Origin of the sequence: Bifidobacterium sp. ESL0704 (genome assembly GCF_029392075.1) — a bacterium.
Lineage (GTDB): Bacteria > Actinomycetota > Actinomycetes > Actinomycetales > Bifidobacteriaceae > Bifidobacterium.
The window spans coordinates 1965271-1980564 of sequence record NZ_CP113929.1; the positions used below are offsets into that span (position 1 = coordinate 1965271).

The following is a 15294-nucleotide window of genomic DNA, read 5'->3' on the forward strand; positions in this document are numbered from 1 at the left end:
GAAACTTACGATGAGACATTTTACGATGGCCGAGTCCAAGGAAGGAAACAGGAATGAAACGGTACGATTGCGCATGAGCAGACAGTCCATGCGAGCCGTCAATGCAAGAGATCCACCGGACAAACACGATTGCAGGACGATGCAAAAGGACGATGGCCGACTATCACCATCGCCCTTGAAATAATCATCCCGTAAATGTCGCGCTATTGGCTCCGCTCGCTGAAAATACCCCAGTGCGGGGGCAGCTCACGCAGGATGCGACTGTCATCATCCTGCTGCTTGCTGCCCCTCGGACGGCGATCTGACGGATCAGGCTCGACACCGTCGACATCAAAACGTTCGCTGCCTTTGCGCACCACACGCCGATGGACACGCGACGAGCGACGGTTCGGATCATACGCTGCCGCCATCAACGGACCTCTTGATACAAATCGCTGATGCGACTGACAATCCGGTCAACTTCCTTGTCCGGATTGACGAATGCCGCCACACTCCAGACCGTCATCACCGACCAGCCCAGGGTGGCCAATTCCTGCATCAGCACACGATGACGCTTGCGGGTTGACTGGATGCCCATGAAATGTGCGTCATCGGTCATCACCGCCAGCGAGAACGGCTTGTCTTTCAGGCCGACGACCAAAGGAATGGAGGCACCGCCATCGAAACCGTAATTGGCAGCGACTTTGAGCCCACGTGCACGAATGCGGTCGGCCAAATCGTTGAACAGAACGTTGTCGCCCTTAAGAGACATCGAGGGACGCACCACTTCCTTGCCCAGGCCCTCGGCCCACTTGAGCATGACCTTCAACAGCTTTGGACCTGGCTGATGGAGACGGTCGTCTTCCATGTCTTCGGAGCCGAATGCCGAAATGATGTCGACATTGCGATTGGCCAGAGCAAGGGCATCGAGCAGCTTGCCGCCGCCCCCCTCGCCTTCCAAGGTTCCAAACTGTTGGAGCAGACGGCCATGCGACGTCTTGGCGAAGCACAGCGAAAGGATGACATCAGTGGCACGCACCCCGGCCGCCTCATCGAGATCGACCAGACGTACGTGACGAAGGAAACGCCCCATGGCTTCATCCTTCAGCGACAGCGACTTCAGTTCAGCGCCAAGCCGCGTGCGGAAAACCGGAGTCAGAGTGACCACCGCAAGCAGATAGCCGGTCGGCACCACGGTAAAGGCCCCGGCACGCTGCTTGATCACGGCAATGACCTCATCGATTTCCTGCTGGCTGCTTTCCACCAATCCCGTGGCGAGCACGGGCACGCCGTTGGCCTCGATCCTGTGGAAACGCACCCTGCCCTGCATCGATTCCGTGGCCACATCCCTGCGGGCGCCACCATAGCCTTGAGCAGAAAGGAACAACGAAAGACGCGGATCGCGGCATACCGGCCGTGTTTCGAGCGTGACCTTCGGCAACAAGGCGACCAGAGCATTCATCGATTCAGAGGTGATGGTGGATTGATGGGCGATGACCACAACACGCCTGGCACGGCTCAAGATGCTCAGCAACTCAAGGGAAGGAAGGTGGGAGGCAGCATCGATGATGGCCACGTCGGCCAAAGGTTCCGGGCCGCTCAACACGGCAAGCGTGAACGGAGTGGCCATGATGACCGGCTTCGCCGCCGCAAGAATCTGCGAGTATTCATGGGCGATACGGCTCAACGGCACATGCCTGTTACTGGCCAGCAACGTGTGCAGCTGGTTGGCCTCCTGCGTGTGCGAAAACAGCATGTCGCAGAGGTGACGCATGGCTTCCTGATCAAGCATGGGACCCACGGAGTTGACGTGGTCGACATCGACCTGCACGAACCGATCGGCCGCGGATTGCAAGGCAGAACCGTCCTGGTTGGAGATAATCGCCGAAGAACGCACGATATCCTCAAAGACCGTCGTCCACCAAGACAGCTGAAGCTCCCCTTCCACGGCGTCCACGGACACGCGACGGTTGCGCATGTCTTCAATCAACGCATCAAGTCCCATGGAATGGAAATCGCGTTCAAGGCTGGCACGCCCCGGCAAGGTATCCAGCGCATTGCGATCGGAATAGAGAGCCTTGAGCCTGGTCTCAAGCCTGGCCAAGTCAACGCTTTGCAGGTCGCCGCCCTCGACCGTGGTGGCCAGTACGGTGTCGAGCGCCGTAATGTCACGCATCAGCGCTTCCTGCGTTTCCACTATCGTATCCAACTTTGCGGGAAGCACGGGCCAACCGCCATGAGGCACGATGTCATGCCACTGTTGCGATTGCTTATCGACAACCTGCAAAGCCTCGTGCAGGTCTTCCACCTGGGAACCGGCCCGAAGCAGGCTCTTGGCTTCTTTGACATGGCGGCGACGTTCCCAGAAGCCCATGCTCGTCCCCTCGGCCTTACGCTGGGCCTTGGGCTTGCTTGCCTCGATCATCGAGTCGATGTCACGCTCGAAAATCCTGGGTTGGAAAACGTCGAGCACGCGACGCAGGTTCTTCAAAACCGTGACCTGACGACCCCATTCCTGAGCTGTCGACGGCACCGGGAAACCGCAGGTTTCAGCGACGGACGCCACCTGGTCACGCGTGGCGGGAAGAAGACGTTGAAGCAGGTTCTCAACCTTCTGGTAGGCGTTTACCGCCTCGCTTTGCGTAAAAAGCGAGGCTCCATACCAAGCGGTGGTCTGCGGGCCGACGGTAAATTCACCGTATTCGCCGGCCTTGCGAAGCTTCTTGATCCATTCGTCCATGTGTGGGGCGATGGCTCTTGCGGTTTCATTGGAAAGACGGACATGCGTGGCCGGATGAGTCGGCATCGCGGAAATGCTGGCGAGATTTTGAATGGTCTGGTAGGCGGAGACGCCCCACCGACTGCTCACCCCGTGCAAATCTCCGAGATAACGGGTAAGACGCGAGCGCACTCCGACGAGTTCATCGGAAACTTGGTCGAATCGGGCGACGGCGGCACCCGGCTTGAATCCAACGGCCGCGATCAATTCCTTATCGATTTGCGACGCCGCTTGGGAATCAGCCATATCGACCACTCGGCCACCCATATGGCAGGTTTCCATTTCGTGGACGAAACGCTTCTTCTGCCCCGCCACTGCCGGCACGTACAACACGGTTCTGCCGGCACTGATGCAGCGGGAGGCAACGGCCGCGGATATCTGCGCCGTATCGTTGCCAGATGCAACGTCGACAAACAGCGAATGACCCTGTGCCGCCATATTCGCGGCATAACGCACAACATTGTCGACATCCCCGGCTTCATGCTCGCTATGGGGATCGGCATCAAAGGGGCTGAAACTCGGAAGTCTGGTGTCCTTCAAAGCGCTGATGGCGTCAGCGTTGCCGGCCAACGCGTCAAGAGCGGTGTTGCCGCTTGGCTTGCCGGCCAGAGCATCGATGATATGACGGCTTTCGGCAAGCATCTTGGTGGCAGGATCCATGAAGCAGCCCAGGATGATATTGCGCTCGATGTCGAAATCCGCAATCATCGGTTTGATTTCATCGGTGATGGCGCTGAACACGGAAGAAGTATCAGGAGTGCCGCTGGCATAGTTCCTGCCATCGAAAAGAGCAACTTCATCAATATCGAGGCGCTGATCGTGCATGGCCGTCGTGAATGCAGGATTCATGCTGACGTGACCGGTGAAACGGATGACGGCATCGGTCTCGCGGCCACCCGGCTTGCGGCGCACCTCAACCGGATAGAGAAGAACAGGAACCGAATTGCCCTTCCACGTAGCCACTCCGACCACCAGAGAAAGCTCGGCGACCCCGGCGGACCGCGTTTTTACGGCCTTGTCATCGAGAACGCGTTCGAGCCTGCGTCCGGCCGCCCGCAACATTCCGGCGTCACGGAACATGGAATCAAGGGTGGTATGCCCGCTGGCGAAAAGCTGGGCGATGCCGGAAGGATGGGCGTGGGTCAGATCGAGCTGCGCAGTGAGCTGTCCGACGTCTTCCAAAGGCGAAGGCATGAGCCCGTTGCGGTAGCTGTCATACCATTTGCGCATCCGCTGGATGCCGTTCATTGTCTGGTTCGTTTCGCTCATTGTCTACGTCCCTCCCCAACCTCGTTACGATATTCGATATATCCTGAATTTTGTGAAAGCGCGGCGTCGACATCATCGTTGCCCACTGCCGAAAGCCATGCATACAAATCGTCATACAGCGAAGGATTCATCGCAAGAAACGGCAGAAGCTCAGGTTGCTTCGCCATTTCGAACTGGCGCGAAAAGTCCGTGGTCGTCTTGGCTTCCAGTGAACTCATATCTCCCACTTCGACCTCGGGCTGCGGCTGGTCGAATTCGCCATTCGACACCTTTTCGAAAACCGAACCGGGTTCGAAGGTCGGCTTGAAGCCTTGTTGCGCATTGAACGTGCCATCATCGGCATTCGTGGAAATCCTTGGAGAATCGGTGGCTTCCCTCACCGGAGGCATGAACTTATTGCGTTTCTCGGCGGTCTTGCTCTCGGCCGAATCGTTTTGCGAATGCTGCGAGGCGCTGAAATCCAACCGCGGACGAGCGCCGCCACCGTCGCTGCGACGAGGACGTTCATCCATGGCGAATATCGGGTTGCCCTGACCGACTGGAGCCTGCTCGGATACCGAGTTCACACCATTGCCTGTCCGTCGTTCCGCCCTGCCTGCGTAAACGGTTCCGTTGCGGTTGGCCTCATCGCTGCCGGTATTGCCGTTGAAGTCGTTAGTGCCGCCGACACCGAGACTGTCCTGACGATCGGAAGCGCTATCTGCGCCACCATCGACGTAACCGCCAGCCGGCCGTTGCGCGGTGATTTGGGACTCGGGAATACCTGCGTCGAACCGGTTGACCTGCTGTGGCGACGCAACCTGCTGCGATTGCAGACGAGCGGCCTGCCCCTGTTGCACCGAAGAGGCGTCTATAGCGCCGCCGTTCACATTGGGTTGCAACTGCGTTGCCGTCGGTTGTTGTGCACCAGAAGCCTTCAGTAGGCTTTGTCCGTCATTTCGGCGAGAGGGCAAAGAAACCCGTCGTGCCTGGGATCCGTCTGGCGACGAGATGCTTTCAGCAGGAGCCGCGGTATCGTTTGCTGCCGGTTGTGAAGCCGTTTTGCCGGCATCGGCGGACTTCGCGGACTCTTCGGCCTGATCGTCGGCAGCGCTGGTCATGGCATCTTTAAACAAGTCACGCGCCTTCGCGTCCTCGACCTGCGGCTCGGGTGTCATCACGTTCAATGAAATCTCATCGATGGTATGCTCGATCGGCGAATCTCCGGGCTTTTGATTTATTCCGGACTCGTCCGACGGTGCGGCTTCGTCTGCAGGCTCTTCTGCGTTTGCACTGTTTTCGTTCGCCGTATGTCCATTCGCGTTTTGGGCATCGGCGTTACCGTCGGTGTCCGCATTAGACGAAGCCTCGATACGATCGGCCACATCCGCAGCGCTGAAAGCCGTGGTCGGCTCCCCCGCGCGTAGGTTCAGAATGTCGTCAACGGACATTTCATTGAGGTCGGGTTCGACATCGGCGCTTCCCCCGTCACTTGCGGCATAGTCGAACAAATCGGTAACCTGGTTGTCGTCCTCGGGGCTTTCATCCACCTCGACACGCACAAAATCAACAGGAACATCACCGAACTGTAATCTCATCGGCGAATCGGGAAGGATGAAATCCTGATTCGGGGTCAACGGACGCAGCCCCTTTTCATCGACCACGTATGTTCCGTTGGTCGAGCTCAAGTCGGTGAGCGACGCCCCGCCATTGGCCGCAACGGTGAATACCGCATGGCGCTTCGACATCGAACGCGTATCGTCGTCGATCTCCAAACGACGATGTCCGTCATCGGCAAGCGGACGCAAAGGCCTTCGGCCGATCTCAACGTTTTCGCCGGGACCGACATCGACTTTTGTAGAGCCATTGACCTTGATGACCCAATGTTTTGTCGTTCGCGGATCAGACACCTTGCGGCCTCCCCTATACACCATATTCATGCTAATGCCATTCTGTCATATTTATCTTGAAACCAAGAAGGAAAATGACAGATATTGACAACACTCACGCACGAGCCTGCCTTCGCTTTTGCATGAAGGACATCCTTAGATACTACGATAGCCGACAAAATGAACAAACCCTGCGAACGGAGATTCCGCACACAGGGTTTGCAACATCTTTGGGGTTCAAACGGCTACCTGCTGTAAACAGCCATAGCCGCCTCGACCCGCAAACAAGAAGGAACTACTTGAGTTCGACGGTGCCGCCGGCCTCTTCGATCTCGGACTTGGCCTTCTCGGCGTCATCCTTCTTGGCCTTCTCGAGGATGGTGGTAGGAGCACCGTCGACGAGCGCCTTGGCGTCAGCCAGGCCCTTGCCGGTGATGTTCTTGACGGCCTTGATGACCTGGATCTTCTTCTCGCCGAAGGAGGAGAGCACGACGTCGAACTCGGTCTTCTCTTCAGCGCCATCGCCTGCGCCAGCGGCAGGAGCAGCGGCAACGGCAACGGCCGGAGCGGCAGCTTCGACATCGAACTCGTCCTCGAACTTCTTGACGAAGTCGGAGAGTTCAACCAGGGTCATTTCCTTGAACGCGTCGAGGAGCTCATCGCTTGAGAGCTTAGCCATAATAGGCTTCCTTTCTTTTCTGATGACGGATGTTTATTGGTTCCGTCACCTAAATTCTTAAAATTTCTTTAATTATTGGCTATTGGACTGCCTGTAATTCACGCGGCCGAAACCGCGCAAAAATCAAGCGGCCTTTTCCTGCTTTTCGCGCAGCGCGTCGATCGTGCGCACGGCCTTGGTAGGCAGAGCGGCGAAAGTACGAGCGGCCTTGGCCATGGATTCCTTGAGGTCTCCGGCCATTTCGGCAAGCAGGGTATCGCGGGACTTGAGGCTCGCGAGTTTCATGAAGCCTTCGGCGTCGTACATGGTTCCGTCTGCGAAACCACCCTTGATGACGAGGGCCTTGTTTTTCTTGGCGAAGTCACGCAGGATCTTCGCAGCCTCGACGTAATCACCCTTGACGAAAGTGATTGCGGAGGGGCCGGCGAGGACTTCATCGAAGCCTTCGTATCCAGCCTCTTTGGCGGCGATGCGAGCGAGCGTGTTCTTAGCCACTGAGTAGGAAGTATCGCGGCCTAGCTTTTCGCGCAGATCGGAAATCTGCGGAACGGTAAGCCCGCGGTACTCGGTCAGGTAGACCGCGTCGGCGTCACGGAATTGCTCCGTGAGCTCCTCGATCACCTTTGCCTTATCGGGCCTTTTCATGGCGTTCCTTCCTGAGTCGACCATTGATTTGGAAATCGGAACGCTTCGGTTTCGGGCAATATCGCGAATGCAACGAACGCATTCGGCAATAACTGTATTTCTACAAAAAATGCCCTGCGCACAGGCAGAGCAACAATCAAGCCATTTTCATGACATATTTCCTTTTGCAAGGAACTTCATCTTGTTCAACCTATGCTGGCTTGGCGAACCAAACTTCGAGAGACCTTGCGGCCTCTAACCAACAGTCTGTGGTTTACAGATACATACTATACGGAAGACGGCCGACTATGCGACACGCCTGCCTCCCCTACTCAACGAAATGCGTTGGAAAGCAGAAAAACGGAGGCGAAATTCTGCTTTCCAACGCATCCTGATGGGGACTCGCGTTGAAAAGCAGAAATATCGACCTGAAAATCTGCTTTCCAACGCAGGCAGCGGACAACGATGGTCTCAGAGCACGGCCTGCAGCGCGAAGTCGAGGATGAAGAGGATGGTGACCACCCACATCACCGGATGGATCTCCTTGATCTCCTTCTTGCAGATCTTCACCAGGCAGTACATGATGAAGCCCGCGGCGATGCCGTAGGAGATGGAGTAGGACAGCGCCATGAACACAGACGCGAACAGGGCCGGAATCGCTTCGGCGAGATCGTTCCATTGCACTTCCTTAAGGCTCGAGGCCATCATGCAGCCGACCACGACCAGCACACCTGCGGTTGCCGCGGACGGAATGGCGGAGACCAGCGGCGAGAGGAACATCGAGATGAGGAAGCACACCGAGACGGTGACGGAAGTCAGACCGGTGCGACCGCCGGCGGCGATGCCCGCGGAGGACTCGACGTAGGTGGTGACGTTGGAGGTGCCGAACAGGCCGCCGATGGAGGTGGCGATGGAGTCGGCGAAGAGAGCCTTGTCCATCTTGGAGCTGAAGCCCTTGCCGTTGGCCATATTGGCGATGTCCTGGTCAGAGAAGATGCCGGTCTTGCGGCCGGTGCCGACGAAGGTACCGATGGTGTCGAAGGTGTCGGACATCGAGAAGGCGAAGATGGTGACGATCACCAGCGGCAGGCGGCTGAGGTTGCCGAAGAGCGACGGGAAGCCTTGCGGGCTGAAGATCGCGAGGAACGTGGTGGGCAACTGGGCGAACGTGTCGGAGATGGAGACCGCGTGGCTCATGTTGGTGATGCCGAAGGGAATGCCGATGAGTGCGGCGGCGATGATCGCGATCAGCAGCGACCCGCGGACCTTGAGCAGAGTGAGCACGATGGCGATGACCAAGCCGATGAGGAAGACCCAAAGCGCCGGGGTGTTGAGCGTGGCCAGACCCGGGGTCGCGTTGATCGGGCCGCCCTTGGCCGCGGCCTTCGGGTCGCCGGGAGTAAAGGAGATAAAGCCGACGTTCAACATGCCGACATACATCACGAACAGGCCGATGCCGCCGCCGATGGCGTGTTGCAGGGACTCGGGGATACAGGCGATGACGAGCTTACGAATGGAGGTGACGGTGATCAGGATGTTGATCAAGCCGCACAGGAATGTCATGCACAGGGTTTCCTGCCACGAGAAGCCAAGACCTGCGCAGACCGTGTAGGCGAAGAAGGCATTCAAGCCCATGCTGGCGGACTGAGCGTAGGGAACGTTGGCAAACAGGCCCATCACCAGCGTGCCGACGATGGAGGCGATGATGGTGGCGAGGAACACGGCGCCCCACGGCATGCCGGTGGTGCTCAGCACTTGCGGATTGACCACGATGATATAGCTCATCGCGAAGAAGGTGGTGATGCCCGCTGTGATTTCAGTGGATACTGTGGTGTGATTTTCTTTAAGATGGAAGAACCTGTCCATCATTCTCTCTTCCTTGGTTTGAGCACCGCCAAGTCAGAGCTACAAGGAAAGGGACGGTCGGCGTTCAAGGCGTTACCACTACGAAACCGACGACTTCACTAGCTGTTGATAGTTGAATTGACGATACGGAGGTTGCTGCGACTCGCCCGCGTTCCCGCGGACATCTCGAATATAACACCGGTACTCCCCTACGCCCGTTCCAGCGTGTCTGATATCTTGTTGACTTAAAAAAATAAATCACCCGAAACGGCCGGAGATGTAACGCTCGGCCTCTTCGTTTTGCGGGTTGTTGAACATCGTGGTGGTATCGGCGAAGTACTCAAGATGGCCGGGTTTGCCGACAGCCTTCAAGTTGAAGAAGGCGGTGTAATCGGCCACGCGGGCGGCCTGCTGCATGTTGTGGGTGACGATGACGATGGTGTAGTCGCGTTTGAGCTCGCAGATCAGATCCTCGACGGCGAGCGTGGAGATCGGGTCGAGGGCGGAGCACGGCTCGTCCATCAAGAGCACCTGCGGGTGGACGGCGACGGCGCGAGCGATGCACAGGCGCTGCTGCTGGCCCCCGGAAAGGCCGATGCCCGGACGATCGAGCCGGTCCTTGACCTCGTTCCACAGATTCGCGCCGCGCAGCGCCCATTCCACCAGCTCGTCGGCGTCGGATTTGGAAATACGGCGGTTGTTCAAGCGAATGCCTGCCAGGACGTTGTCGCGAATGGACATCGTCGGAAACGGGTTGGCCTTCTGGAAGACCATGCCGACGTCACGACGCACAGCCACCGGGTCGACGCCACGCGCGTAAAGGTCGCGGCCATCGAGCAATACCTTGCCCTCGACGCGCGCGCCCGGCGTGATCTCGTGCATGCGGTCGAGCGTGCGCAGGACCGTGGATTTGCCGCAGCCGGAAGGCCCGATGAACGCGGTGACCTTGTTGGCCCGGATGTTGAGGTTGACGTCCTGGACAGCCAGGAAATCGCCGTAATAGACGTTCAAATGTTCGACATCGATGCGTTGCCCCATGTTGTCTCGCTTTCATTGTTGATAACCTATATCGCAATCCGTATCGCTCTTACGCAGCACGCATCTTTCAGACGCTACCGTCCCAAAAGTGCGCTTTAGCGAATCTAGAATGCACCCTTCACACGCCAGCGTCAAAAAAGTGCGCCCGGGAACGGCTAACACGCACCCTTTGCACACCACCGTCAAAAAAGTGCACCCAGAGACAACCAACACGCACCCTTCACACATCACCGTCAAAAAAGTGCACCCAGAGACAACCAACACGCACCCTTTGCACACCACCGTCAAAAAAATGCGCTTGAGCGAATCTAGAATGCACTGTTCACACGCCAGCGTCAAAAAAGTGCGTCTGAGGACGACCAACATGCACCCTTTACACATTAGCGTCAAAAAAATGCGCCGCATAGAGGCCGATGGACCGCCATACTTGATGAATCGCGCGATGCTGCCTCTCATCGAGACGCCTCCGCGCTGAACAGGCGCTGCACCAAGCGGCCAACGAGATTCAAAGCAAGCACGATGGCAATCAGCACCAATGCCGCCGCCCACGAACGTTCGGACGGAATGGAGGCGATGCAGCCCGGGCCGGCGCTCGGCGGGCAGGTCACAGACATCTTGCTATATTCCTGATAGACGAACACCGGCAGCGTGGTCATCTGCCCGGAGAAGAGGTTCCAGTTGGTGGTGGCGATGAACCCTGCGGTCATCAGAAGCGGCGCCGTCTCGCCGATGACACGAGCGATGGCGAGGATGACGCCGGAGACGATGCCGGGAAGCGCGGTGCGCAAGACGACCTTCACGATGGTTCGTGATTTGGTGACACCCAGCGCATAGGAAGCCTCACGCAGGTCATCGGGGACGATCCGCAACATCTCGACGCTGGAATTGACCACGGTGGGGATCATCAGGATCGACAGCGCCACAGAACCTTCGAAACCGTTGGAAATACCGGGACCCATTACAATCGCGAACAGCGAAAAGGCGAACAGGCCAGCGACGATCGAGGGGATGCCGCTCATCACATTGACCAACAGCGTAATGGCCTTGGCGAATTTACCGCCACGCGCATATTCCACCAAGTAGATGGCGCACATCAGGCCGACCGGCACGGAAATCAGCATCGCACCAAGCGTGACCTCAAGCGTACCGATGATGGCGTGTTCGATGCCGCCGTGGCCGCCGGAGGGTGTCGGCATGCCGCCGATGACGCCGGACATGTTGTACGTCAGGAAATTCAGGTTCAGCCGTGTGACACCACGCGCGACGGTGGTCCAAAGCAGCGAAACCAGCGGTATCATCGCAACAAGGAAGGCAAGACCAATGAAACCGGCCATGATCCGGCTCTTGAATTCGCGGCGTTTAAGCTGCGCGTAAGAAGGCGAAAACTGCGAGAAATCTAAGGACATGGAGTGAGATGCATTCGTTTCACGCGACGGAATCACCTTACGAGCTACATTCACCTCACGAACCGCATTGCGCGACCCATTGCCCTGTGCGTCGCCTAACAACGGCACCGCACCGCTCTCCTCTTCCATCGGCGACTTGCCGGTCGCAAGCGGAGCACGCGTGCCGCGCCATGTTGCCGATGCCTGTCTCACCGTCGCGATGACGTTGCCCGCGATTCTTCCGGCCAACTTCTCGAAGCCCTTCCCGTCTGCGGTACCGCGTTTCGTGATACGTCGGGCAAGAAGGTTGACCGCAAACGTGATGGCAAACAGGACCAGGCCGGTGGCAATCAGCGCCGAGACACCAAGCGAATCGGCTTCAGGATATTGCGCGGCGATATTGGCGGCGATGGTCTGGCTTTTCGAGGCCTCAAGCCAGTGCCACGAATAGGTCATGCCCGGCGAAAGCACCATCATCACGGCCATCGTCTCCCCCAGCGCGCGCCCGAGCGCAAGCATCGAGGCCGACACCATGCCGGGGCGCGCGAACGGCAGCGCGGTGAGTTTGATCATCTCCCATTTCGTGGCACCAAGTGCAAGCGCCGCCTCCTGGTTGAGGCGCGGAGTGGCCGCGAAAACATCGCGGGTCATCGAGGTGATGATCGGCATGATCATGATGGCCAGAATCACCGCAGCGCTGGCAACCGTGCGCGGCGGGTTGGCAGCGGGACCGGCGAACAGCGGAATCCAACCCAGATGCGCGGAAACCCAGTCCCAGAACGGGTACATCGCCGGTACGAGTACCAGCGACCCCCACAGTCCGTAAATGACCGAAGGAATCGCGGCCAGCAGGTCGATGACGTAATTGAGAACGGTACGAATGCGTTCGCGCGCATAAAACGTGATAAACAGGGCGACGCCGAGCGCGACAAAAAAGGCGATCGCCAGCGCCAGCGCCGCAATCACCACCGTACCGAAGACCAAAGGCCCGACATATTGCCAGAACCCCTGCGCCTTGCCTCCGCTCAAGGTTGCAAAAACCGCAGAAGTCCGGGCTTGCGGACCGGCGAAAATCGGCCAGGCACGCAGCAGCAGGAAGAGGACCACAGCGCCCAGCGCCACCAGAATCAAGGCACCGCAGCCAACGGCCACGGCACGGAAAATCCTGTCTTGACTGCGCCAGCCCGCTTTGGCGTTCGCGGAATCAATTGATGCCGCCGGCATCGCATGCTCCAAGCTACTGCTTTCAGGTGTAGTCGCCATGCTGTTGCCTACCTTCAAAGTTCGGAGCCAGCCGAATCGCCTTTGCTCTCACAAAACCGGCCGATCCTCATCAAACGCGGTCAGCCAACCGGTGGAGTCATGCTTATCTGCCGGGTACTCGTCGGATTCGTTCGTTGGCCTGGTCGCCAATTGGTCTGGTCTCAGTTGGTTCAGTCGGTTGAGTTGGTTCAGTTCGCTCTGCCTCATTCGCTCTGCCTCATTCGCTTATCGACAAATCCGATGATTTCGTCACCCGGCAATCCGCTCAACGGCTATTTCGCCTGTACCGCACCAATGGATTTCAGGGCTTTCTGCGTCAGCGCTCCCCCTAGAGGGGCCGAACCGGTGTTGTCCGCAGCCACCTTCTGCCCGCTGTCGCTTAAGACATAACCGAGCCATTCGCGTACGAACAGGCCGGTCTGCCGGTCTTTGTAAGCCGGGCACGCCACGGCATAGGAGGAGGAAACCACCGGATAATCGCCAGCAGCATTCGTGGCATAGTTGACGTTTACCACCACGCGTTTGCTGCCCTTGGGCATCGGACGCAACGGCGAGGCATTGACCGTTTTCGCGGCCGCATCCGCAGCCGGCGCGACATAGTCGGAACCGACACGCACCGCAACCGTGCCGAAATTGCCGGCCTTGGCCAAATCCGCGTAACCGATGGTGCCGTCGGCCTGACCGATGCTGCTGACCACACCGTCGGTGCCTTTGGCGGCCTGACCGACCCCGACCGGCCAGTTTTCCTGCGGCTCGTAGCCCCAGTCGTTCGGTGCGGCAGCCTTGAGATATGAAGTGAAATTATTGGTCGTGCCCGACTTGTCGGAACGATGGATCACGGTTATCGGCGTGGCAGGCAGGTCCACCTTGGGGTTTTCGGCCTTGATGGCTTCGTCGTTCCACTGCGTGATCTTCCCGTCGAAAATACGCGCGATGACTCCGGCGTCCATATTCAGATGCTTGCCCTGCCCCGAAATGTCTTTGAGATTGAATATCACCGCAATCGGGGAAACGTACACCGGAACGTCGAAAGCGCTGCCCGATTTGCAGATGGACTTGGAAAGCTCAATCTGCTGGTCGTTCAACGGAGCGTCGGTACCCGCCCAAGCGATGGCACCGGTCAGAAACGTAGAGACCCCGGCTCCGGAACCGGAAGGGTTATAGGCTATCCGCGCGTTGCGGTTTTTGCCTTGGTAGGTGGCGATCCACGCTTCCACGGCCCCTTGCTGCGAAGAGGCGCCGGCACCGTGGAATTCACCGGAAATACCGGTATCCCTGCCTTTAGCACCTCTTAAGGCGCCGGAGGGGATATTGTCGCCGCAGGCCGAAAGCGCCGCCACCATCGCCAACGAGGAAACGACGGCGATGAGGCGCTTACATGTGGTGCTGTGCATGATGGTACTCACCGTTTCATTATGACAGATGGGCTGCCGCCGTTCACTAGACAATTTCCGCAATTTCATATCCGCAGCGTCTTTTGCAACGACCCATATGGAATTCCATTGCCGACCAAGCCGGAAACATAAGCCGACCTTCTGGCTTTTCGATTCAGAGTCGTGGAGCCGAAAACGGCGATACCGTACAATTCCTGACGTATGACATTATCGACCGAACGTTACGCACGGCACCGACCAATCCTTCAACGGCTTGCCGACCTTTTGAGCCGAAAAGGGTTGGTCATCCAAAGTTACAGCCTTCGGTATTTCTCATTGGGCGAACGGCGCACAGCGTCCGGCAAGATGGAGGAATTCAGAAATCAGCGTCTCATGAGTCTATAGGTTCCAAGGTTCCGGACGTTTCGGCATAAACCCGACCGGCCTACGCGCCGAAGAATAGTCAGAGCCTGGTCACGATATCGACGGCAAGGCGTGCTGCGGTATCGGCATATTCGGAGATGTCGAACTCCTTGAACTGCTCGTATTCGGTATCGGCCTCGTCGGAAAGCGCGCGGATGACCAGCACCGGCACGTCGTTGCGGGCGGCGACATGGGCCACGGCCGCGCCTTCCATCTCCACCGCGTCGGCGTGGGTCTTTTCGGCGACCACGGCCGCGGCTTCGGGAGTGCCAATGAAATTGTTGCCGGAGGCGATCACACCGGTCATGTGGTGGATGCTCATCTCGTCAAGCGCGGCACTGGCCACGTCGAGCAGATGCTGGTCGCTGTGGAATTCCTCGGTTTCCGGCTTCCACTGGGCGATCATGCGCATGTCGGAATCGAGGTAGCGCAGAGTGCCTCCGAGCACGATGTCATCGATATGCATCGACTTGTTGAGCGATCCGGCGATACCGGAGAAGATGACGGCATCGGGATGGTAGGCATCGACAAGGACCTGCGTGGTGGCCGCGGCGTTGACCAGGCCCATGCCACCCACCGTGGCGGCGACGGTGATCTGCTCGCCGGACTTGGAGGTGAGCGTGCCGACGTTGATGTCAAGGCTCGCAGTCTTGTTGTGCTTCACGCCGTCCAGAGACTTGGCGATCAGCGCGACTTCCTCTTCCATGGCTCCGATGATGGCGACGGTCTTCATAGTTCCTCGTTTCTTGGTTTTTCCTAAATTGCTGCC

At 58.2% G+C, this 15294-nt stretch carries 10 protein-coding genes and 1 pseudogene; all 11 read right to left on the reverse strand.

What is annotated here, in order from left to right; all coding sequences use genetic code 11:
* Positions 1 to 203 precede the first annotated feature (203 nt).
* Complete coding sequence (locus OZX64_RS07310; protein WP_277172367.1) at positions 204 to 410, reverse strand: hypothetical protein; 207 nt, start codon at positions 408 to 410, stop codon at positions 204 to 206.
* Positions 410 to 4027 (reverse strand): helicase, encoded by a 3618-nt coding sequence (locus OZX64_RS07315; RefSeq protein ID WP_277156923.1) that lies wholly within the window; start codon positions 4025 to 4027, stop codon positions 410 to 412. Before OZX64_RS07315 ends, OZX64_RS07310 begins: the two co-directional genes overlap by 1 nt.
* Positions 4024 to 5946 (reverse strand): FHA domain-containing protein, encoded by a 1923-nt coding sequence (locus tag OZX64_RS07320; protein WP_277172369.1) that lies wholly within the window; start codon positions 5944 to 5946, stop codon positions 4024 to 4026. Before OZX64_RS07320 ends, OZX64_RS07315 begins: the two co-directional genes overlap by 4 nt.
* 244 nt (positions 5947 to 6190) lie before the next feature.
* Positions 6191 to 6574: a 50S ribosomal protein L7/L12 gene (gene rplL / locus OZX64_RS07325; protein WP_277156921.1), complete on the reverse strand. Its 384-nt coding sequence runs from the start codon at positions 6572 to 6574 to the stop codon at positions 6191 to 6193.
* Positions 6575 to 6697: 123 nt separating this feature from the next.
* Positions 6698 to 7219 carry a 50S ribosomal protein L10 gene (gene rplJ, locus OZX64_RS07330; RefSeq protein WP_277146253.1) on the reverse strand — a complete coding sequence of 174 codons (522 nt, stop codon included), beginning with the start codon at positions 7217 to 7219 and terminating at the stop codon, positions 6698 to 6700.
* 450 nt (positions 7220 to 7669) lie between these two features.
* Positions 7670 to 9064: an NCS2 family permease gene (locus OZX64_RS07335; protein WP_277157385.1), complete on the reverse strand. Its 1395-nt coding sequence runs from the start codon at positions 9062 to 9064 to the stop codon at positions 7670 to 7672.
* Between the two features lie 237 nt (positions 9065 to 9301).
* A complete protein-coding gene (pstB, locus tag OZX64_RS07340) occupies positions 9302 to 10081 on the reverse strand; it encodes a phosphate ABC transporter ATP-binding protein PstB (RefSeq protein ID WP_277156920.1) in 780 nt (259 codons plus the stop codon).
* A 452-nt stretch (positions 10082 to 10533) separates the two neighbouring features.
* Positions 10534 to 11487, reverse strand: a complete 954-nt coding sequence (gene pstA, locus OZX64_RS07345) for a phosphate ABC transporter permease PstA (RefSeq protein WP_277175019.1) — start codon at positions 11485 to 11487, stop codon at positions 10534 to 10536.
* Between the two features lie 249 nt (positions 11488 to 11736).
* Positions 11737 to 12690: pseudogene (gene pstC, locus OZX64_RS07350) on the reverse strand (phosphate ABC transporter permease subunit PstC); the annotation flags it as partial.
* 311 nt (positions 12691 to 13001) lie between these two features.
* On the reverse strand, positions 13002 to 14123 hold the full coding sequence (pstS, locus tag OZX64_RS07355) for a phosphate ABC transporter substrate-binding protein PstS (RefSeq protein ID WP_277175020.1): 1122 nt from the start codon (positions 14121 to 14123) through the stop codon (positions 13002 to 13004).
* Positions 14124 to 14565: 442 nt separating this feature from the next.
* The gene (gene mtnN / locus OZX64_RS07360; protein ID WP_277172371.1) at positions 14566 to 15258 is read right to left on the reverse strand and encodes a 5'-methylthioadenosine/S-adenosylhomocysteine nucleosidase; all 693 of its coding nucleotides are present in this window, start codon (positions 15256 to 15258) and stop codon (positions 14566 to 14568) included.
* Positions 15259 to 15294: the final 36 nt, after the last annotated feature.